The organism is Streptomyces kanamyceticus (assembly GCF_008704495.1).
GTDB classification, from domain to species: Bacteria; Actinomycetota; Actinomycetes; order Streptomycetales; family Streptomycetaceae; genus Streptomyces; species Streptomyces kanamyceticus.
In genome coordinates, this window is record NZ_CP023699.1 from 9,403,553 (window position 1) to 9,424,238 (window position 20,686).

Sequence of the window (20,686 nt, forward strand, 5' to 3'; positions counted from 1 at the left end):
GCGGCATGGACGCGAACACGAACACGGCATGGCGCCCCACCACCGACGGCGGCGACCCGGCGACGGCGGTGGCCACGAGCACCCGTCCCTCGCGCGCCCTGGCCACCGAGGCCGTGCACGCCGGGCGGGACGATCTGGCCGAACTCGGCCTGCACGCCCCGCCGATCGACCTCTCCACGACCTACCCCTCCTACGACAGCAGGGGCGAGGCCGCCCGCATCGACGCCTTCGCCGCGAACGGCGCGGTGGACGGCGGGCCGCCCGTCTACGCCCGTCTCGGCAATCCGACCGTCGCCCGCTTCGAGACCGCACTCGCCCGGCTCGAAGGCACCGAGAGCGCGGTGGCGTTCGCCAGCGGCATGGCGGCGCTGACCGCGGTCGTCCTAGCCCGCGCGGCGGCGGGCCTGCGCCACGTCGTCGCGGTCCGTCCGCTGTACGGCTGCAGCGACCACCTGCTCACCGCGGGCCTCGTCGGCACCGAGGTGACCTGGGTGGACCGGTGGGACCTCGCGGGCCCCGAAGGGGCGGACGGCACGGCCGATGCCATCGCGGCCGCCGTCCGTCCCGACACCGCCCTGGTGATGGTCGAGTCACCGGCCAACCCCACGCTCGCCGAACTCGACCTGTCCGCCGTCGCCCGCGCCTGCGGCGAGGTGCCGCTGCTCGTCGACAACACCTTCGCCACGCCCGTGCTGCAACGGCCCGCCGAGAGCGGCGCCCGGCTCGTGCTGCACAGCGCGACCAAGTACCTGGGCGGGCACGGCGACGTCATGGGCGGTGTGGTCGCCTGCGACGAGGAACTCGCGCGACGGCTGCGCCAGGTCCGGTTCACCACCGGCGGGGTGCTGCACCCGCTCGCCGGTTACCTGCTGCTGCGCGGCCTGGCCACGCTGCCCGTGCGGGTGCGCGCGGCGTCGGCCAACGCGGCGGAACTGGCGCGCCGCCTCGCCGCCGACCCGCGCGTGTCCCGCGTCCACTATCCGCGGCTCGGCGGCGCCATGGTCGCCTTCGAGGTGCACGGCGACCCGCACGAGGTGATCGCGGGCGTACGCCTGGTCACCCCTGCGGTCAGCCTCGGCAGCGTCGACACGCTCATCCAACACCCGGCGTCCATCAGCCACCGGGTCGTCGACTCGGCGGACCGGCGCGCCTGCGGGGTGAGCGACCGGCTGCTGCGCATGTCGGCGGGGCTTGAGGACGTCGAGGACCTGTGGCAGGACCTCGACCAGGCGCTCGGGCCCGTCAGCGGTCGGCCTGGTGGCGTTCGCCGAGCCGGTCGTCCTGCCCCGGAGCGTCCTGCCCCTGAGCACGGTCGTACGGCAGTCGTGAGTTGACCGGCGTGGTGTCGAGGCGGGCCGTGATCACCAGCGTGCCCTCCTCGATCTGGTAGTCGAGCGGCAGGCCGAGCCCGCGCATCGCCGCGACCATCCCCGTGTTGGACGCCTGCGTCACCGCGTACACGCTCTCGCAGCCCGCCTCCACCGCGAGCGTCACCAGACGGCCGAGCAGCAGGCCGCCGATGCCGCGGCGCTGCCACTCGTCCTCGACGAGCAGCGCGATCTCGGTCTCGTCGCCGTCCCAGAGCAGGTGCCCGATGCCGACGACGCGCCCCGAGGCGGTCTGCACCGCGAGGGTGCGGCCGAACCGGGGGCTGAGCAGGTGGTTGAGGTAGCGGTCGGCGTCCTGGACCGGGCCGTGGTAGCGCAGGGCGAGCGTGCGGCGCGAGCAGCGCTCGTGCATGGCCTTCGCGGCCTCGACGTCGGCGGTGTCGGCCCGCCGCACGGTGATGGGGTTGCCCTCCGGCAGTGTCAGCACGTCCTGGCCGCGCGGCATGCGCGGCCCGAGCCGGGTGTCGAGGTCGACCAGGGCCCGCGCTCGCGCGAACTCCGTGGGGGTGAAGGGGAGATACGGCCGCTCCACCGTGATCACTTCGCCGTCGGGGCCCTTGAGCCGCAGCAGGGTCCCTTCCAGCGCGCCGTCGACGGGCGTGTCGTGAGCGGGCGCGGCCTCGTCCTCGCGCGCCGCGGACCGTGCGCCCGCGGGTGACGAGCGGATGGTGCAGCGGCCCAGCAAGTGCCGCAGCGCGAGCGGCAGTTCCGCGGCGTCCAGGGCGGTGCGGGTCGCCAGGCCCAGGATGCGGGTGGGCGCGTCGACGAGGTCGTGCGCGTCGGCGCGTTCGAGCCAGGTCTCCGTGCCGCCCGCGCGGGCGAGCGCCCGGGTGATCTCGGCGGCGGACAGCGTTCGGGGCGCGCGCAGCAGGAACTCGTCGACGGTGCCTTCGGCCAGCGGGTGCGCCTGGAGGCTGAGGATGTCGACGTGCCGTTCGGCGAGCGTCACGCACAGCGCGGCGAGCGAGCCCGGCTCGTCCCGCACGGTCGTACGCATCCGCCAGAGCGTCGTCGCTTCCGACGCCGACGGTTCACCGGGGCTTCCCTTCGCGGCGGGGGACGGCACGGGCCCGGCCTGCTCCGCGGCTGCGGGCGGCCGGGCGCCGGTATCGTGCGGCGGCGGGGCGTGGCCGTGGCGCCGTGCCCACCAGGTGTGGAACCCGGCCGTGGCGAGCAGCACCACGGCCGAGATCACCAGGAGGGCGGGGCCGTCGGGACCGTGCCCCACCATGTTCGCCACCGCGTCCGCCACCGCGACGGCGGTGAACAGGGCGGCCAGTTCGACCACGTCGCGCCGCCAGTGGTGGACGGGGCGGCCGTGCTTGGTCCGGGTCACATCAGACAGATCAGCTCGCATACGGCCACTGTGGAGGATCGGTGTTGCGTGATCACAAACGCCCTGTGACCGATGGGTAAAGAGGTAATTTGCCGGTTTGCTTCTTATTTGCCTGGCGCCGTGCGGCGCCCCGGACTCCCCGGCCGTCGCCGAGGCCCCTACTGCCCCACACGCCCAGGCTGCAGCTCCTGGGTGAACAGCACCCCGCCGCCCTCCTGCCGCAGCCGCACCGTCAGCACACCGCTGCCACCGTCGATGTCGACCTCACCGAAGTACTGCGGAGTCTCGGCGGGCGAGGTGTTCGCGCGGCTCGGCGCCTTGATGAACGGCTGCTCGGGGCCGAACGTGCCGTCGAGCTTCGTCGCGGGGAAGCCACCGGCGGACAGCGGTCCCGACACGAACTCCCAGAACGGCGCGAAGTCCTTGAAGGCCGCGCGCGAGGGGTCGTAATGCTGGGCCGACGTGTAGTGCACGTCCGCGGTCAGCCAGAGCGTCCCGGTGATCCCGCGGTGCTTGATGTGCCGAAGCAGCTCGGCGATCTGCAGCTCACGGCCGAGCGGGGCGCCCGGGTCGCCCTGGGCCACGGCCTCGAAGTTGGTGCTGCCGTCGGGCACGACGAGCCCCAGCGGCATGTCGGACGCGATCACCTTCCACACGGCGCGCGAGCGCGACAACTCCCGCTTCAGCCAGGCGAGCTGGCGCGCGCCGAGGATCCCGGTGGTGTCGTCGGGCTGTCTGCCGGGCGAGTTGGCGTTGCGGTACGAGCGCATGTCGAGCACGAACACGTCGAGCAGCGGCCCGTGCCGCAGCACGCGGTACACGCGTCCTTCCTCGTCGCCCGGCGGCAGCGTAGAGATGGGGAAGTACTCGCTGAACGCCCGCAGCGAGCGGGCCGCGAGGACGTTCACGTCCTTCTCCGTGTAACGGGCGTCGTTGAGGATCTGCCCCGGGTACCAGTTGTTGTGCACCTCGTGGTCGTCCCACTGGACGATGGAGGGCACCTGGGCGTTGAACCGGCGCAGGTTCTCGTCGAGCAGGTTGTAGCGGAACGCGCCGCGGAACTCCGTGAGCGACTCGGCGACCTTCGACTTCTCCTCCGTCGTGACATTGCGCCACACGGTGCCGTCGGGCAGCGTCACGCTGGGCAGGATCGGCCCGTCCGCGTAGATGTTGTCGCCGCTGCACAGGAAGAAGTCGGGATCGCGCCGGCGCATCTCCTCGAAGACGCGGTAGCCGCCGCGGTCCGGGTTGATGCCCCAGCCCTGTCCCGCGATGTCGCCGGACCACAGGAAGCGCACGTCTTCCTTGCGGCCCTTGGGGGAGGTCCGGAACGTGCCGGTGACCGGCTGGCTCGTACGCCGCGGATCGTCGGGATCCGCGAGGAGTACGCGGTAGTGGATCTGCTCACCGGCGGGCAGGCCGCGCAGGCGTGTGGTGCCCGTGAAGTCCGTGTCGGGGCCGAGCACCGGACCGTGCCAGCGGCGGGGGTTGCGGAACGACTCGGTGGCCGACGTCTCCACGATCATGCGGGCGGTCCTGTCCGAGCGGACCCACACGAGCCCCGCGTGCGCGGTCACGTCCCCGGCCTGCACGCCCCAGTCGGCCTTCGGACGGCCCGAGAGGGCGAGCGAAGGCGCGGCCCCGGTGAGCGCGGGCACGGCGAGCGCCGCCGGTACGGCGAGCGATCCGCGCAGCACGCTGCGGCGACGGGGGGACGGACTCGGCTGACGGTGTGACATGAATGCGCCTCCAGTGACGGGTGCGACCAGTGTGCGGTGGGCCGACGGGTGACGCGCCACAGCGCCCACGCGAAGCACAAGTGAACAACTCGTGGCGGCTTCAGGGGAACCGCCGCGCGCGCCGGATGCGAAGGTGTGATCGTCCGTGCCTGCCCAGGACCCGCCCAGGGTCCGTCGAGGGTTCGCCCAGGATCCGCCGAGGACCCACTCAGGAAAGAGATCATCCGCGATGGCCGTCATTCACCACACCGTTCTGAAGCCCACCAAGCTGGAACTGCTCACCTCCTGGCTGCCCTCCCGCCCGTGGTACCGGGGCGGCGCGGGCGAGCCGCGCCTCGCGAAGGCGGGCGGCTTCCGGCTCGACGACCCGCGGGGCGAGGTCGGTATGGAGTTCATCGTGGTCACCGACGGCGCGGGGCCCGGCCCCGTCACCTATCTGCTGCCCCTCACCTATCGCGGTGCCCCGCTGGACGGTATGGAACACGCCCTCGTCGGCACGATGGAGCACGGGGTCCTCGGTCGGCGCTGGGCGTACGACGGCTGCTACGACCCGGTCCTCGTCGAACAGTTGTGGGCCCTGGTCGAAGGGCGGGTGCGGGCGCAGGACCAGAACACGAGCGACGCCGTCGACCAGGAGGTCGTCAGCTCACGCACGGGCGAAGGCCTCATCGCCGGGGACCTCGCCGCGATCGTCGCCGAAGGCTCCGGAAGTACCGAGCTGACCGCGCGGCACGGCGTGCGCCTCAGCCTGCACCGGATCCTGCGGCCCGCCCCCGACGGTTCGCCGCTCGCCGCGAAGGAGGCGACCGGTCAGGTCGCCGGTGCCTGGTCCGCACCGGACGGGACCCGCGCGCGGGGGCTGTTCGCCACGCTGTACACCGGCAGCGGTTCGTAGATCAGCGATGTCTAAGCTCGGCGCACGGCACGCCACGGGGTGTGCCCGACAGAAGGAGTACGCCGTGCCGGTCAACGGTCAGAGTCACATCCGCATAGCCCGTCCCTCGCGTGACCTCGCGGCGGCCGAGCGCTTCTGGGCCGACGGGCTCGGGCTGAGCGTGGTGTGGCGCTCCGCCGGTGGTGAAACCCACGGTGAGCACGACCTGTTGATGCTGGGCTGGCCCGACGCCTCCTGGCACCTCGAACTCGTCCACGACGCCGCCGCGCCCGTCGAGCCGCGGCCCACCGAGGAGGACCTCCTCGTCGTCTACGTGGACGAGGAGGTGCCCGAGGACCTGGTGGTGCGCCTCGAGGAGCACGGCGGCAGACGCGTGCTCTCGCCCAACCCCTACTGGAACCAGTGGGGAGTCACGATCGAGGACCCGGACGGCTACCGCCTGGTCCTCTCCCGGCGGGGCTGGTCCAACTCCTGAACCGGCCGGGGGCGTTGCCGAGGGGCGGCGCCCCCGGCGGCGCGCCGGTCAGCGGCAGGTGTCGAGGATGACCCGGGCGACCAGGGCCGGATCGTCGTTCATCGGCACGTGTCCACAGCCCGGCAGCCGGACGAGGCGCGCGCCGGGAATGGCGTGCTTCGCGCGGATGCCCTGGCGGCGCAGCAGCAGCCGGTCCTTGGTGCCCCAGGCGACGGTGACCGGGATGTCCGGCACGTCGTCGCGGAAGAGGACGTCGCGCCCCGCGGCCAGTGTCTCGTCGAAGCCCGTGGCGGCGCGCAGCGCGAGCGTCTCCGCGACCACCGCCTCCGGCGAACGGCGCGCCGGGCGGGCGTAGATGGTGCTGGTCAGCGCGGCCCGCCCGGCCGCAGAGCGGGAGAGTCGCTCGATGGCGGGCCGGGGCAGCAGGCGCGCGCCCTGACGCATCGCCAGGAGCGTGCCGAAGGCGTACCGGCGTTCGGCCTGGGTCCAGAAGCCACCGGGGGAGAGCGCGGTGACCGAGCGTACGAGCTTCTCCCTGCCGAGCTCCAGGGCGAGCAGTCCGCCGAGGGAGTTGCCCGCCACGTGCGGTCGTTCGACCTCCAGTGCCTCGCAGAGCGCGCCGAGCGCCGCCGTCACCGTCGCGAGGTCGTAGGGCAGTCCGTCCGGCAGCGCGGCGGACTCGCCGAAGCCCGGCAGATCCACCGCGATGACGTCGTACTCGGTGGCCAGGACGTCCAGGACCGGGGACCAGGCCTGCCAGTGGTGCCCGATGCCGTGCAGGAGCAGCAGGGGCTCGCCCGTGCCCGCCCGTTCGTAGGCGACGGTCAGCTCCCGGGGACCGCCGGGCGATGCGACGCTGAAGGACACCTGTGCGGCCATGGCTGCTCCTGTCCCCGTCGCTGGACGACGGTTCCTTAGACGTGGTGTCAGCAACAATTACCGTTCAGTAGGCCCCACTTCAAGAGGGCGGCCGGATGTGCTGTGCGCCGCACCGATTTCGCCTGGACAGAGGGGGTTCCGTCGGTTGGGATGGAGGGGTGGTTACCGAGAGCATGACCGATGTCTTCGAAGAGCACCGTCCCGTCCTGATGGGTGTCGCCTACCGCATGCTCGGCCGGGTGGCCGACGCGGAGGACGTCGTCCAGGACGCCTGGCTCCGCTGGTCGAGCGTCGACCGCGGTGAAGTGCGCGAGCCGCGCGCCTACTTGGCGCGCGTCACCACCCGCCTCGCCATCGACCGGCTGCGCCACCTCCAGTCCCGGCGCGAGTCGTACGTGGGGCCCTGGCTCCCCGAGCCGTACGTCACGGACTTCGGCGCCAAGGTCCCCGACACCGCGGAACGGGCCGTGCTCGCCGAGTCCGTGTCCCTCGCGGTCCTGGTCGTCCTGGAGTCCCTCTCGCCCCTGGAGCGCGCCGTGTTCGTGCTGCGCGAGGCGTTCGGGTTCCCCTTCGCCGAGATCGCCGGGACCCTGGACCGCAGCGAGGCGGCCGTACGGCAGCTCGCCGGGCGGGCCCGCAAGCACGTGGAGGAGGGGACGCCGAGGTACCAGGTGGACCCCGTCGAACGCCGTGATCTGACCGAGCGGTTCCTGGCGGCGGCGACGGAGGGCGATCTCGACGGGCTGATGTCGCTGCTTGCCCCGGACGTCACCCTGGTCGGCGACAGCGGCGGCAAGTCCAGGGCGCCGCTGCGGATCATCGAGAGCGCGGACAAGGTGGGCCGCTTCGTCCAGGGCGCCGCCCGCAAGGGGATCGTCGAGGGGGCCGCCGTGGAGTTCCGCTTCGTGGAGGTCAACGGCGCCGAGTCCCTGCTCGTCGTCGTCGACGGCAAGCCGGACAGCCTCCTTCAGTTGGAGGTCGCCGACGGGCGCGTCCAGCGCGTGTTCATCGTCCGAAATCCGGACAAGCTCGTATCGTTCGTTTCGTAGTAACCCTCGGGAATATCGCCTGCCATAGGATCTATCGGTATGAAGTGAGCCCCCGCCGCGTCGGCGGGGGCTCGCTTTTGTGCCCACCGCGCGCGCGTGGCTGGTTACGCCCGCTTGGCCTCCCGCGAACAGCGCATGAATGCTCTGTGGCATCACCCCTGTGCAGGCTGTAACGGATCGAGGATTGGTCTTGACCAAGGGTGGGTGCGGCAATATGGTCGCAGAGATAGTGCAGGAACCTTTAATAAACAAGGGCGCTTAAACGCCGCCGGTTGCACGGCGATTGCGGAGGATCAGGGTGGGGACCACGCAGCTCGAAACGGTGCCGGAGCCGAAGTACTGGCATCTGAAGACCGTGCTCAGTCAGGCGCTCGACTCCGAGTTCGCCGTGGGGGAGATCCTGCCCAACGAGCGTGATCTCGCCGCCCGGTTCGGCGTCGCCCGAGCCACACTGCGCCAAGCGCTCGAACAGCTCGAACTCGAAGGCAGGCTGCAGCGCCGCCGCGGAGTCGGCACGACCGTCGCTCCGCCGCGGATGGGCGTGGCCGTCGGATCCGCGCAGGGCACGTGGCCGGGCGCGGTCGGCGACGCCTGGCAGCCCGCGGACTGCGGCCCGGCGGTCCCGTCCGCGGACGTGGCGCGCATGCTGGAGACGCTCCCGGAGGAGCAGGTGCACATGGTGCGCCGCACCCGCGTCTCGCACGGCCAGCCCGTCGCGGCCGAACTGCTCTACGTACCGACGTCCTCGGTGCCCGAGCTGACCGGCATCGACGCGCCGTCCGGCGCTGCACGCGCGCGTGCGGTGCTGCGCGAGCTGGCCGGGCTCGGACTCGAAGGACAGGACAGGGCCGTCGAACTCGGCTCGGCCCGCGCGGACGACGCCAAGGCGCTCGACCGGCTCCCGGGGGCGCCCGTCCTCGTCGTGACGACCCGCTTCTTCGCCGAGGGCCGCACGGCCGCGGTCTCCGTGGCCACCTACCGCGCGGACACCTGCCGTCTCACCTTCGGCGACTCCGGAGGCGTGGAGATCCACCACGGACCGGAGCGGCACGCTTCCTGACACCGTCGGTGCCGACGTCCTGACGGGCGTCGGCCCGCCACCCCGCGCCCGGCCCTGTGCCGGGCGCTTCGTGTTGTCCCTTACCGGCGCGCGGTGACGGTCCCCTCGACGGCGAACAGCTCTTCCTCGACGTGGTCGAGTGCGAGCCGCAGTGCTCCCGTCGCCACCGCGGCCTCGCCGAGCAGCGAAAGGGCGACACGCGGCGGCCGCAGACAGTAGCGCGCCAACTCGCGGTGCAGCGGCTCCAGTACGCCGTCCAGACCGGCGGCCCAGCCGCCCACCACGACCAGTTCGGGGTCAAGGGCGAGCACCAGGGCGGCCACGTCGTGCACGAGCCGCTGGATGAAGCGCTCCACGGCCGCCTGCGCCCGCTCGTCGCCCTCGCGCGCGTGCGCGAAGACCTCGGCGACGGCGTGCTCGTCCAGCGGGTGCAGCGGCTCGTCCGTCGTCGAGAGCAGTGTCTCCGGAGTGACCTCGCGGCCCAGCAGGTGCAGCGCGCCGATCTCCCCGGCCGCACCGCCGTAGCCGCGGTGCAGCCGCCCGCCGATGAGCGACCCCGCCCCCGGGCTCAGGCCCGCGAGGACGAACACCATGTCGTCGGTGTCGGTCGCCACGCCCTTCCAGTGCTCGGCCACCGCCGCGGCGTTGGCGTCGTTCTCCACGAGCACCGGACACTTGAACGACCGGCGAAGGCGTTCGCCCAGCTGCAGCCCCGTCCACTCGGGCAGCGCGGTGCCAAGGCGTACCGTGCCGTCGACCTCGACGATGCCGGGGCTGCCGACCCCGACGGCGCGCAGCGAGCTGCGGGCGATCCCCGCGCGGCGCAGCAGGTCGGCGACCACGGTGCGCAGCTTTTCGAGCCGCTCGTCCGCGGACGCGGCCTCCGAGACGTCCTTCGACGCGGTGCCGAGGATCTTGCCGTCGAGGTCGGAGAGGGCGGCCGCGACACGGTGCGGGCCGATCTCCAGACCGAGCAGATGCCCTGCCTCCGCCCGGAAGCGGAACTTCCGTGCCGGCCGTCCCTGACGCCGAGCGCCGCTCTCCTCGGCGTCGGACTCCACCACGAGCCCGGCCTCGATGAGCCCCTCGACGACTCCCTCGACGGTGGGCCTGGAGAGTCCGGTCACGCGGGTGATCTCCGTGAGCGTGGCCAAGTCCGCGGCGCGCAGTGCGTGCAGCACCACCGCGGAGTTGATCCGCCGCAACAGAGAGGGGTCCCCGCCGGTCAGCTGCCCCAACGTCCGTCCTCCCAGCTCGTGCGCATGATGGCCGGATCGTACTCGCAGGGCGTGGCCGCGGCGAGTGCCGGGCCCGCCTTCGTCCTGTGCGCCGGTCTCATCCGGACGCGGTGCGCGGTCCTCATCCCGGCGCGACGAATCCGGACTCGTAGGCGGCGATGACCGCCTGCGTCCTGTCGCGCGCCCCCAGTTTGGCGAGCACGGAGCTGACGTGCGACTTGACGGTCTCCGTGCCGACGACCAGACCGGAGGCGATCTCGGCGTTCGAGAGCCCGCGGGCCATCAGCCGAAGGACCTCCGCCTCGCGCTCGGTGAGCGCCGCCTTGTCCAGTGCGGCCCTGGCCTGCGGATTGCCCCGCTCCGCGCCGTACTCGCCCGCGAGCTGGCGCACCGCGGCGGGGAAGAGCAGCGACTCGCCCTCGGCGACGAGCCGCACCGCGTGCACGATCTCCGCGGGCCTGGCCCGCTTCAGCAGGAACCCGTCGGCTCCCGCGCGCAGCGCCTCGTACACGTACTCGTCGTTCTCGAAGGTGGTGATCACGAGGATCTTCGGCGGGTCCTGGACCGTGCGCAGGACGGCCCTGGTGGCCTCGATGCCGTCGAGCAGTGGCATGCGTACGTCCATCGCGACCACGTCGGGCCGGAGCTCGCGCACGAGGGGGATCACCGCCGCGCCGTCCGCCGCCTCGCCGACCACCTCGATGTCGGGCTGTGCCGCGAGGACGGCGCGCAGACCCGCGCGTACGAGGGGTTCGTCGTCGACCAGGAGCACTGTGACCGGCATCCGGTCAGCCTAGATCACGCCAGTGGAAGCTCGACGTGCACCTGCCATTCACCGTCGTCGGGGCCCGTGGCGGCCCGCCCGCCGAGCAGCGTGGCCCGCTCCCGGATGCCGCGCAGGCCGCTGCCGCCGCGTCCGGTGACGCCGGTGGACGACAGGGGGAGCGGGTTGCGTACGTTCATGACGATGCGGGCGTCGTCGACGGCTATGCGCAGCCGCACCGGCACGGGACCCGAGTGGCGCAGCACGTTGGTCAGCGCCTCCTGGAGCATGCGGTAGCCCTCGCGGGAGACCGGCCCCGGCAGCCGTTCCACGGGGCCCGTCACCTCCACGTCCACCTTCGCGCCCGAGGCGCGGGCCGAGTCGAGGAGGCGCTCGGCGTCGGCCAGGGTGGGCCGCCCGCTCACGGGCTTCTCGTCCTCCCGCAGCACCCGCAGGACGCGCTCCAGGTCCTCGAGCGCCGCCCGTCCTGTCTCCTCGACGGCCTCCAGGGCGCGCTCGGTGAACGCCGGATCCGCCGCGGCCCGTGCGGCGCCCGCCTGGACGACGGCGACGGTCAGCGCGTGGCCGATGGAGTCGTGCAGTTCGCGCGCGATGCGGTTGCGTTCGAGGAGTTGCTCGGTGCGTTCCTCCAGGGCGTTGAGGCGCTCCGAGGGGGAGGGACCGAGGAGGTGCCGGGCCGCGTGGGCCATCAGTCGCCCCGCCCCCATGATCATCGCGACTTCCGCCAGGAGGAGGAGCAGGCACAACGGCAGACTGCCCCAGCCCCAGTGGGGGACCGGAAAGGCGAGTCCGTCCGTCTCCGGGGGTTCATCGGTGGCACCCGCCACGGCGAAGACCATGCCGATCAGCTGGCCCGTCCCCAGCACCAGCGCGCAGCCGACCTCGAGGCGCAGGACGAGCCAGACCGCGGTCCTGGCCCGGTCCCGCCAGGAGGAGGACGGCGCCACGGAGACATCCGTATCCGCGTCGCCACCCTCCACGCGCGCGTGCGGGCCGGGAAACAGCATCAGCCGCGCCTGCAGCCCCTCCGCCCGACGCATGGCGGGAACCATGGCGGCCGCCACCAGCAGGGGGATGGGGACGACCAGGACAAGTGCCCAGTCGGTGAGCGTGGGACTGGAGAGCCCCGGATAGATCGAGGCGCTCACCCAGGCGATCCCGGAGCCCAGGAGGAGATGCAGACCGCGCGTGAAGGTGACCGCGCGCGTCAGGGGTCTCAAGAAGCCAGGCATTCCGTCATCGTGCCAGGCACCCCGCCCCGCCCGGCTCCCCCGCGCGAGGGAGACGGCCTCCCCGGGCGGGGGAAGACCGCGGGTGGGGGAGGCAGCGAGGCTGATGCCCATGACCAGCATCGACGTCCAAGACCTCACCAAGGTGTATGGCACGACCCGGGCCGTGGACGCCCTCACGTTCGGCGTCCGCCCAGGCCGGGTCACCGGATTCCTCGGTCCCAACGGCGCCGGCAAGTCCACCACCATGCGCCTCGTCCTCGGCCTCGACCGCCCCACCTCGGGCACGGCCACCGTCGGCGGCCGCGCCTACGCCGCCCTCGAAGACCCGCTGCGCCACGTCGGCGCGCTCCTGGACGCCCAGGCGGCGCACGGCTCGCGCACCGCCCGCGGCCATCTGCTCGCCCTCGCCGTCAGTAACCGCCTGCCCGCGCGCCGCGTCGACGAGGTCCTGGAGGAGGCCGGGCTGATGTCCGTGGCCGGACACCGGATCAAGACGTTCTCGCTCGGCATGCGCCAGCGCCTCGGCATCGCGGCCGCGCTCCTCGGCGACCCCGGCGTGGTGATGCTCGACGAGCCGTCCAACGGCCTCGACCCCGAAGGCATCATCTGGATCCGCGAATTGATGCGGCGCCTGGCGGGGGAGGGCCGCACGGTCCTGGTCTCCAGCCACCTCATGAACGAGACCGCCACGTTCGCCGACCACCTCGTGGTCCTCGGCAGGGGCAGGCTTCTCGCCGACACCCCCATGCGGGAGTTCATCGAGGGGCACAGCCACCCGCGCGTGCGGGTGCGCACCACGGACCCCGACGCGCTCCGTGGCGTCCTCTCGGGCAAGGGCTACGTCCTGGGGGCGGCGCAGGACGGCCGGTGGACGGTCGAGGGGGCCAAGGCCGAGGAGGTCGGTGCCATCGCGGCCCGCGCCGGTATCCCCGTCCTCGAACTCGCCGACGAACAGGCATCCCTGGAGCAGGCCTACCTCGCTCTCACGGCCGACGAGACCCAGTTCGCGGCCACCGCACCCACCACCCGCCAGGAGGTCTGACCATGGCGCACACCGCCGCACTGCCCGTCGCCCACGCCGAGTGGCTCAAGATCAAGTCCCTGCGGTCCAGCGTCGGTTCGCTGCTCGCCGTGTTCCTGGTCAGCGTCGCCATCACCGCGCTGGTGTTCGCCACCGTGGGCAAGGCCGAGGCGGACAACGCCGACGCCGAGCCGCTGTTCGGTGCCTTCTACGCCTTCAACTTCGGGCAGATCGCGGCCATCAGCTTCGGCACCACCGCCGTGTCGTCGGAGTACACCAGCGGCGCCCTGCGGATCTCGCTCGCCGCCGTACCGCGCCGCGGGCTCTTCTACGGCGCCAAGATGGCCGTCGTCGGGGGCCTCGCGCTGCTGGTGGGGCTCGTCACCGGCTTCGGGACCTTCCTGATCGGCCAGGCCTTCCTGGGGGAGGACGCGATCGGGCTCGGTCACCCCGGTGCCGTGCGGGCCTGCGTCGGCGGCGGCATCTATCTGGCGCTGATGACGCTCCTCGCGGCGGGCCTGACGGCCGTGCTGCGCAGCGGAGTCGCCGTCCTGAGCGTGCTCATCCCCTTCACGCTGATCGTGTCGTTCGTGGTCGGCGACGTGGCGAGCGGAGCCGCCGCCTTCCTGCCCGACAAGGCGGGCCAGCAGGTCCTCCACGAGGACCCGACGGGAACCCTCGGACCCTGGACCGGACTTGCGGTGACGGCCGCCTGGACGGCCGCGGCGCTCATCGCGGGCTGGTGGGCGGTGCGGCGCCGCGACGCGTGACCCTGGCGGGACATAACGACGCATGACCGATTGTCAGTGGCGCCCGCTTTACTGGACGTCATGAGTACCGCACAGCATCTCGCCGCGATCGACCTGCTGCGCTCCCGGGAATTCCCCGCGGCGCACGGCAGGTCGGAGCGCGGCTCACAGGGGCCCGGGTACCACATCGCGGAGTTACTGACGAGCGACACCTTCTGGGAGGACGACGGCATGCGCTGGGAGGTGGCCGAGGAGCAGTTCGAGGCCGAGCGCGACGGCCTCGCGGTGCTCCTCGCCGACCGGTGGGGACCGCCGCAGACCTTCAGTCTCCACAGCCTGTTCGACCGCGTCGTGGACGCGGACTTCGGTGACCTGGAGGACGGAGGAGGGGATGAGGTGATACCGGAGCCGTGGGCGCAGTTGAGCGCGTCCGTGCCGGATCTCCACCTGTGGCGGGTCGAAGGGCGCTGGATAGCCCTCGGTGTCTCGCAGTGGGACAGGGAGCAGCCGTTCCAGCTCCTCGCGGTGGTCACCGAGACCGACCCGCCGTGAGGGCCCCTCAGGCGTCCGTACCGGCGGCCGGTTCCTCGAAGTAGCGGGCCACGTCCGCGTCCGTCACCTGGGAGAGCTCGGCGGGGGACCAGCGCGGGGTGCGGTCCTTGTCGACGACCTGCGCACGGATGCCCTCGGGCAGATCGGGCGAGGAGAGCGCGGCGCAGGACACGCGGTACTCCTGCGCGAGGACGGCATCGAGGGACGGCAGTTCGCGCGCCCTGCGCAGGGCGGCGAGGGTGACCTTCAGCGACGTCGGCGACTTCGCCAGGATCGTCTCGGCCGCCTCCTTCGCGTGCCGGTCACCGTAGGCGTGCAGCCGCTCGACGATCTCCTCGACGGAGTCGGCCGCGTAGCAGTGGTCGATCCACTCGCGGTGCCCGGCCAGTTCGCCCGCGGGGGGCTCCGTCGCGTACTGCCGTACGGCGTCGGCCGCGGTGAGGTCGGCGAGGGCCGCGGTGAACTCCGCGAGGCGCTCGGACGGCACGTAGTGGTCGGCGAGCCCGCACAGCAGCGCGTCGCCCGCGCCCACGGCCGATCCCGTCAGCGCCAGATGCGTGCCCAGCTCGCCGGGCGTGCGCGTCAGCAGGTAGGTGCCGCCCACGTCGGGTACGAAGCCGATGCCGGTCTCGGGCATGGCGATCCTGGACCGTTCGGTGACGACGCGCACGTCGCCGTGCGCGGAGACGCCGACGCCACCGCCCATCACGATGCCGTCCATCACCGCGACGTACGGCTTGGGATAGCGGGCGATCCGGGCGTTGAGCCGGTACTCGTCGTGCCAGAACGCGGCCGACGCCGCGCGGCCGCCCGCCCTGACGTCGTCATGGATGGAGCGGATGTCGCCGCCCGCGCACAGCCCGCGCTCACCGGCGCCGGTGAGCACCACCGTGGTGACCGAGTCCGCCCGCTCCCACGCGGTGAGGGCCTCGTCGACGAGGCCGACCATCGCGTGGTTGAGGGCGTTGATGGCGCGCGGCCGGTTCAGGACGATGTGCCCGGCGCGGCCTTCGCGGCGCGACAGTACGGGGGCTTCGCCGGAAGTGGCGTTCATGGTGCGGGTGGCTCCGTTCATGTGGGGCGTGCCTGGGGGCGTGGTCAGGGGCGCTCGCCCTGGAACGCGTCGAGGATCCGCTCGGCGGCGGACGTCGCCGTCACCGTGCCCTCCCGGACACGCTGTTCCAGCTCCGGCGCCACCCGCTGCACCTCCGCGTGGCCGAGCAGCCTGCCGAGCAGTTCGTCGCGGACCATCGCCCAGGTCCAGTCGACCTGCTGGTCACGGCGCTTGGCGGCCAGGCGGCCCGTGGAGTCGAGCAGCGTACGGTGCTGCTCGATCCGTTCCCAGAGGGTGTCGAGACCGCTCGACTCGCGGGCGCTGCACGTCAGCACGGGCGGGGTCCACGCGGCGTCGGCCGGGTGCATCAGGCGCAGGGCGCCCGCGAGTTCACGCGCCGCCGAGCGCGCGTCCCGCTCGTGCGGTCCGTCCGCCTTGTTCACGGCGATCACGTCCGCCAGCTCCAGGACGCCCTTCTTGATGCCCTGCAGCTGGTCACCGGTGCGCGCGAGGGTGAGCAGCAGGAACGTGTCGACCATGTTCGCGACGGCCGTCTCGGACTGGCCGACGCCCACGGTCTCCACGAGCACCACGTCGTACCCCGCGGCCTCCATCACCACGATCGACTCGCGGGTCGCCTTGGCGACACCGCCGAGCGTCCCGGCGGAGGGCGAGGGCCGCACGAAGGCCGCCGGGTCGAGCGAGAGCCGCTCCATCCTGGTCTTGTCGCCCAGGATGGAACCGCCCGTGCGGGTGGACGACGGGTCCACGGCGAGCACCGCGACCCGGTGCCCGAGCGCGGTGAGCATCGTGCCGAGCGCGTCGATGAACGTGGACTTGCCCACGCCCGGCACCCCGCTGATGCCGATCCGGCGCGCCCGCCCGCTGTGCGGAAGCAGCTCGGTGAGCAGCCGCTGCGCCAGTTCCCTGTGCTGCGGCCTGGTCGACTCGACGAGGGTGATGGCGCGCGCGACGAACGCGCGCTTCCCGTCGAGGACGCCCTTCACATACGTGTCGATGTCGATCGTCACAGGCATGGGATTGAGGAACTCACCGACTCACAGTTCGTGGCCGAGCTCGGCCGCCAGGCGCTTCACCAGGTCGTACGCGGCGTCGGGAATGACCGTGCCGGGCGGGAAGACCGCCGTGGCACCCGCTTCGTGCAGCGCCTCGATGTCCTGCGGGGGGATCACCCCGCCCACCACGATCATGATGTCCTCGCGGCCCTCGGCGGCGAGCTCCTCGCGCAGCGCGGGAACGAGCGTGAGGTGCCCTGCCGCGAGCGAGGAGACACCCACGATGTGCACGTCCGCCTCGACCGCCTGCCGGGCGACCTCCGCGGGCGTCTGGAACAGCGGGCCGACGTCGACGTCGAAGCCCAGGTCGGCGAAGGCGGTGGCGATCACCTTCTGGCCGCGGTCGTGACCGTCCTGGCCCATCTTGGCGACCAGGATGCGGGGCCTGCGGCCCTCGGACTCCTCGAAGGAGTCCACGAGGGTGCGGGTGCGCTCGACGGACGGCGACTGGCCTGCTTCGGTGCGGTACACACCGGAGATCGTACGGATCTGGCCCGCGTGCCGCCCGTAGACCTTCTCCAGTGCGTCGGAGATCTCACCGACGGTGGCCTTGGCGCGGGCCGCGTCGACGGCGAGCGCGAGCAGGTTGCCCTCCAGGCCGGGGCCCGAGCCGCGCTCGGCGGCCGAGGTGAGCGCGCGCAGGGCGTCCTGGCAGACGTTCTCGTCGCGCTCCTCGCGCAGCCGCCGGAGCTTGGCGATCTGCTGGGCGCGCACCGAGGAGTTGTCGACCGCGCGGACCTCGATCTGCTCGTCGCTGTCGACCCGGTACTTGTTGACGCCGATGACGGGCTGGCGCCCCGAGTCGATGCGCGCCTGCGTACGGGCCGCTGCCTCCTCCACACGGAGCTTGGGGATGCCCGCGTCGATGGCCTGCGCCATGCCGCCCGCCGCCTCGACCTCCTCGATGTGCTGCCAGGCACGGCGTGCCAGGTCGTACGTCAGCTTCTCGACGTAGGCGCTGCCGCCCCACGGGTCGATCGAGCGCGTGGTGCCCGATTCCTGCTGGATCAGGAGCTGGGTGTTGCGGGCGATGCGCGCGGAGAAGTCGGTGGGCAGGGCGAGGGCCTCGTCCAGGGCGTTGGTGTGCAGCGACTGGGTGTGGCCCTGGGTCGCCGCCATCGCCTCCACGCAGGTGCGCGTGACGTTGTTGAACACGTCCTGCGCCGTCAGCGACCAGCCCGAGGTCTGCGAATGGGTGCGCAGGGAGAGCGACTTGGCGTTCTGCGGGTCGAACTGCTTGACGAGCTTGGCCCACAGCAGGCGCGCCGCACGGAGCTTGGCGACCTCCATGAAGAAGTTCATCCCGATCGCCCAGAAGAACGAAAGGCGCGGCGCGAACGCGTCCACGTCGAGCCCGGCCTGCTGGCCCGCCCGCAGGTACTCCACGCCGTCGGCGAGCGTGTACGCCAGCTCCAAGTCGGCCGTCGCACCCGCCTCTTGGATGTGATAGCCGGAGATCGAGATGGAGTTGTAGCGCGGCATCTTCTGCGAGGTGTACGCGAAGATGTCGGAGATGATCCGCATCGAGGGCTTCGGCGGATAGATGTAGGTGTTGCGGACCATGAACTCTTTGAGGATGTCGTTCTGGATGGTCCCGGCCAGCTTCTCGGGCGCCACGCCCTGTTCCTCGGCCGCCACGATGTAGAGCGCGAGCACGGGGAGCACCGCGCCGTTCATCGTCATCGACACCGTCATCTTGTCCAGCGGGATGCCGTCGAAGAGCTGGCGCATGTCGTAGATGGAGTCGATGGCGACGCCCGCCATGCCGACGTCGCCGGTCACGCGCGGGTGGTCACTGTCGTAACCGCGGTGCGTGGGCAGGTCGAAGGCGACCGAGAGGCCCTTCTGCCCGGCGGCGAGGTTGCGCCGGTAGAAGGCGTTGGACTCCTCGGCGGTGGAGAATCCCGCGTACTGCCGGATCGTCCAGGGCTGGTTGACGTACATCGTCGGGTACGGCCCGCGCAGATACGGGGCCACACCCGGGTACGTGCCGAGGAAGTCGAGGCCCTCCAGATCGGCCCCGGTGTACAGCGGCTTGACCGCGATCCCCTCGGGCGTCTCCCACAGCAGGTCGCTCTCGGACCTGCCGGTGGACTCCTTGACGGCGGTGCGCCACTGCTCGTGCGAGCCCTCGGCGTCGGCGCCGGGCCCCAGGTCGATGGAGGAGAAGTCGGGGATCCGCATTACGCCACTCCCATGCGGTCGAGGGTGGAGGAGAGCACGGCAACGGCGTCGCAGCCCGCGAAGACGTACGCGTCGACATCGGCGTACTCACCGCGCCCGGCGAGGAACACCCGCTCGGCGCCCGCCGACTTGAGGGCCCGCGCGACCGGTTCGGCCTGCTCGGCGTAGAGCGCGTCGCTGGAACACACGCACGCCACTGTCGCACCGCTGGCCCTGAACGCCTCGGCGGCCGTCTCCGGGTCCACCGTCGCCGGGTCGTGCACGGCCTCGATGCCGCCCGCCTGGAAGAGGTTGGCGGCGAACGTCGCCCGCGCCGTGTGCGCGGCGGCCGGGCCGAGCGCCGCGAGGAACACCCGGGGCCGGGTGCCGGTCTTCGCCAGGTGCGCGTCGGAGCGGGTGCGCAGCTGTTCGTACGCCTCGTCGCGACGCACTCGGGGCAGCCCTCCGGTGGGTGCCTCGGGGGCCGCGTCCCGCTCCACGGGGCGCTCGGTCAGCTGCGGGAACTCGCTGATGCCGGTGATCGGTTCGCGCCGCTTCGCCAACTTCTTGCGGCGCTCCGCCCAGGTGGCCGCGAGGCGTTCGCCGACCAGACCGGACCGCAGGGCCGCCGCCTGGCCGCCCGCGCGCTCGATCTCCTGGAAGAACTCCCAGCCCGCGTGGGCCAGTTCATCGGTGAGGCGCTCCACGTACCAGGAGCCGCCCGCGGGGTCGATCACCCGGGCCAGATGCGACTCGTCGATCAGGATCGTCGAGGTGTTCCGGGCGATGCGGCGCGCGAACGCGTCGGGCAGCCCGAGGGAGTGGTCGAAGGGCAGGACGGTCACGGCATCGGCGCCGCCGACGCCCGCGCTCAGACAGGCAACCGTCGTGCGCAGCATGTTCACCCACGGGTCACGGCGGGTCATCATCACCGGCGAGGTCACCGCGTGCTGGCGCTGCGCACCGGCGCCCGGCGCGCCGCACGCCTCGGCGACCCTGGCCCAAAGGCGGCGCGCCGCCCGCAACTTGGCGATGGACAGGAACTGATCGGCCGTCACCGCGTAGCGGAACTCCAGCTGCGCGCAGGCCTCTTCGACCGAGAGCCCGGCGGCGGTCAGCTCGCGCAGATAGGCGACGCCGGTGGCCAGCGAGCTGCCCAGCTCCTGCGCGGCCGAACCGCCCGCCTCGTGGTAGGGCCCCGCGTCGACGACGAGTGCCCGCAGACCCGGGTACTCGCGCCCGCAGAGCCTGGCGAGCTCCACCGCGGCCGCGGGGTCCAACTCTTCGCCGGTGCGGGCCTCGTGGCCAAGGACGTCGGCGCCGAGGTTGCCGTGCGCCGACTCCTTCGACACGCCCGCCGCCTCGTACAGACGGAGCAACTCGCGAGCGGCGGAGTCGTATGCGGCGCCCGCGTCGAGCGCGATGGGCGCGAGGTCGAGGAAGACGCCGTCCAGGGCCCGCGCCAGACCGGACACCGGGATGCCGCTCGCGCCCACGCTCAGCCAGAGCGAGGTGACGCCGTGCTCCAGGTCGCCCAGTACGGCTTCGTTCGTGCGGGCGGGGTCGGTGCCCGCGTGCCGCTGCCGCACGTCCCAGCCCGCGGCTGCGCTGCCACCGGCCGTGCCGCCCCGTACGAAGGGGGCGAAACCGGGGTGGCCCACATCGGGCGCGGTGTCGTGGGAGGTGTACAGGGGGCGGGTGGTGAGCCCGTCCTCGAGTGCGGTGGAGAGCGCTTCCTCGGCGGCCGTGCCCGATACGTCCTTACCCGACTTGCGCAGCACGCCTTCCACCAGGCGCTGCCACTGCTCATGGGTCGCATCAGGGAACTCGGCGGCCAGGGAAAGCCCGTCGTCAGGCAGGACCGTCATGCCCCGATGCTAGGACCCAACCCCTGGCACGCGGTGCCGAAAGGGGCTGTGACCTTGCCCTCTTCTGAACTCCCTTGATCTGGAACGGGCGGACGGCTAGTGCTTGCCGAAGGCATCTACCGGCACAT

18 protein-coding genes are annotated in these 20,686 nt (G+C 72.3%); 8 read left to right on the forward strand and 10 right to left on the reverse strand.

The annotated features are described in order from the left end of the window. Positions 1 to 5: 5 nt before the first annotated feature. On the forward strand, positions 6 to 1,334 hold the full coding sequence (locus CP970_RS40650) for a trans-sulfuration enzyme family protein (RefSeq protein WP_079043226.1): 1,329 nt from the start codon (positions 6 to 8) through the stop codon (positions 1,332 to 1,334). On the opposite strand, the gene CP970_RS40655 is transcribed toward CP970_RS40650, so the two are convergent. Together CP970_RS40655 and CP970_RS40660 are read right to left on the reverse strand one after the other, a co-directional pair. Beyond that, entirely contained in the window at positions 1,243 to 2,745 is a 1,503-nt protein-coding gene (locus CP970_RS40655) for a GNAT family N-acetyltransferase (RefSeq protein ID WP_055544443.1), read from the reverse strand. The genes CP970_RS40650 and CP970_RS40655 overlap by 92 nt on opposite strands. 137 nt (positions 2,746 to 2,882) lie before the next feature. Beyond that, positions 2,883 to 4,463, reverse strand: a complete 1,581-nt coding sequence (locus tag CP970_RS40660) for an alkaline phosphatase D family protein (protein WP_055544442.1) — start codon at positions 4,461 to 4,463, stop codon at positions 2,883 to 2,885. A 229-nt stretch (positions 4,464 to 4,692) separates the two neighbouring features. Between CP970_RS40660 and CP970_RS40665 the strand changes: the two genes are divergently transcribed. Both CP970_RS40665 and CP970_RS40670 read left to right on the forward strand, forming a co-directional pair. Next, entirely contained in the window at positions 4,693 to 5,358 is a 666-nt protein-coding gene (locus tag CP970_RS40665) for a maltokinase N-terminal cap-like domain-containing protein (RefSeq protein ID WP_055544441.1), read from the forward strand. A gap of 64 nt (positions 5,359 to 5,422) precedes the next feature. Then, complete coding sequence (locus tag CP970_RS40670; protein WP_055544440.1) at positions 5,423 to 5,833, forward strand: VOC family protein; 411 nt, start codon at positions 5,423 to 5,425, stop codon at positions 5,831 to 5,833. A gap of 48 nt (positions 5,834 to 5,881) precedes the next feature. Here the strand turns inward: CP970_RS40670 and CP970_RS40675 are convergent, their stop codons facing one another. Next, positions 5,882 to 6,712, reverse strand: coding sequence for an alpha/beta fold hydrolase (locus CP970_RS40675; RefSeq protein ID WP_055544439.1), 831 nt, complete (start codon positions 6,710 to 6,712; stop codon positions 5,882 to 5,884). 173 nt (positions 6,713 to 6,885) lie between these two features. On the opposite strand from CP970_RS40675, the gene CP970_RS40680 reads away from it, so the two are divergent. Both CP970_RS40680 and CP970_RS40685 read left to right on the forward strand, forming a co-directional pair. Beyond that, positions 6,886 to 7,761, forward strand: a complete 876-nt coding sequence (locus CP970_RS40680; RefSeq protein WP_398656674.1) for an RNA polymerase sigma-70 factor — start codon at positions 6,886 to 6,888, stop codon at positions 7,759 to 7,761. Between the two features lie 298 nt (positions 7,762 to 8,059). Continuing rightward, the gene (locus CP970_RS40685; protein WP_055544437.1) at positions 8,060 to 8,821 is read left to right on the forward strand and encodes a GntR family transcriptional regulator; all 762 of its coding nucleotides are present in this window, start codon (positions 8,060 to 8,062) and stop codon (positions 8,819 to 8,821) included. An 80-nt stretch (positions 8,822 to 8,901) separates the two neighbouring features. On the opposite strand, the gene CP970_RS40690 is transcribed toward CP970_RS40685, so the two are convergent. The 3 genes from CP970_RS40690 to CP970_RS40700 all read right to left on the reverse strand — a co-directional run bounded on the left by CP970_RS40690 (position 8,902) and on the right by CP970_RS40700 (position 12,075). Beyond that, positions 8,902 to 10,059 (reverse strand): ROK family transcriptional regulator, encoded by a 1,158-nt coding sequence (locus CP970_RS40690; RefSeq protein ID WP_055544436.1) that lies wholly within the window; start codon positions 10,057 to 10,059, stop codon positions 8,902 to 8,904. A gap of 121 nt (positions 10,060 to 10,180) precedes the next feature. Further along, a complete protein-coding gene (locus CP970_RS40695) occupies positions 10,181 to 10,843 on the reverse strand; it encodes a response regulator transcription factor (protein WP_055544435.1) in 663 nt (220 codons plus the stop codon). A 14-nt stretch (positions 10,844 to 10,857) separates the two neighbouring features. After that, complete coding sequence (locus tag CP970_RS40700; RefSeq protein WP_055544434.1) at positions 10,858 to 12,075, reverse strand: sensor histidine kinase; 1,218 nt, start codon at positions 12,073 to 12,075, stop codon at positions 10,858 to 10,860. A 109-nt stretch (positions 12,076 to 12,184) separates the two neighbouring features. Here CP970_RS40700 and CP970_RS40705 point away from each other — a divergent pair, with 109 nt between their 5' ends. Genes CP970_RS40705 through CP970_RS40715 form a run of 3 tightly spaced genes read left to right on the forward strand, consistent with a single transcriptional unit; the run spans position 12,185 to position 14,397 of the window. After that, entirely contained in the window at positions 12,185 to 13,117 is a 933-nt protein-coding gene (locus CP970_RS40705) for an ATP-binding cassette domain-containing protein (RefSeq protein WP_055544493.1), read from the forward strand. A 2-nt stretch (positions 13,118 to 13,119) separates the two neighbouring features. Next, the gene (locus CP970_RS40710; RefSeq protein ID WP_055544433.1) at positions 13,120 to 13,866 is read left to right on the forward strand and encodes an ABC transporter permease; all 747 of its coding nucleotides are present in this window, start codon (positions 13,120 to 13,122) and stop codon (positions 13,864 to 13,866) included. Between the two features lie 60 nt (positions 13,867 to 13,926). Next, entirely contained in the window at positions 13,927 to 14,397 is a 471-nt protein-coding gene (locus CP970_RS40715) for a hypothetical protein (RefSeq protein WP_055544492.1), read from the forward strand. A 7-nt stretch (positions 14,398 to 14,404) separates the two neighbouring features. Here CP970_RS40715 and CP970_RS40720 read toward each other — a convergent pair whose 3' ends face one another. The 4 genes from CP970_RS40720 to CP970_RS40735 are packed head-to-tail and all read right to left on the reverse strand — an operon-like array spanning position 14,405 to position 20,558. Beyond that, entirely contained in the window at positions 14,405 to 15,451 is a 1,047-nt protein-coding gene (locus tag CP970_RS40720; protein ID WP_055544491.1) for an enoyl-CoA hydratase/isomerase family protein, read from the reverse strand. A 44-nt stretch (positions 15,452 to 15,495) separates the two neighbouring features. After that, the gene (meaB, locus tag CP970_RS40725; RefSeq protein ID WP_055544432.1) at positions 15,496 to 16,488 is read right to left on the reverse strand and encodes a methylmalonyl Co-A mutase-associated GTPase MeaB; all 993 of its coding nucleotides are present in this window, start codon (positions 16,486 to 16,488) and stop codon (positions 15,496 to 15,498) included. Positions 16,489 to 16,509: 21 nt separating this feature from the next. Beyond that, positions 16,510 to 18,711, reverse strand: coding sequence for a methylmalonyl-CoA mutase (gene scpA / locus CP970_RS40730; RefSeq protein WP_055544431.1), 2,202 nt, complete (start codon positions 18,709 to 18,711; stop codon positions 16,510 to 16,512). Then, on the reverse strand, positions 18,711 to 20,558 hold the full coding sequence (locus tag CP970_RS40735) for a methylmalonyl-CoA mutase family protein (RefSeq protein WP_055544430.1): 1,848 nt from the start codon (positions 20,556 to 20,558) through the stop codon (positions 18,711 to 18,713). Before CP970_RS40735 ends, scpA begins: the two co-directional genes overlap by 1 nt. Positions 20,559 to 20,686: the final 128 nt, after the last annotated feature.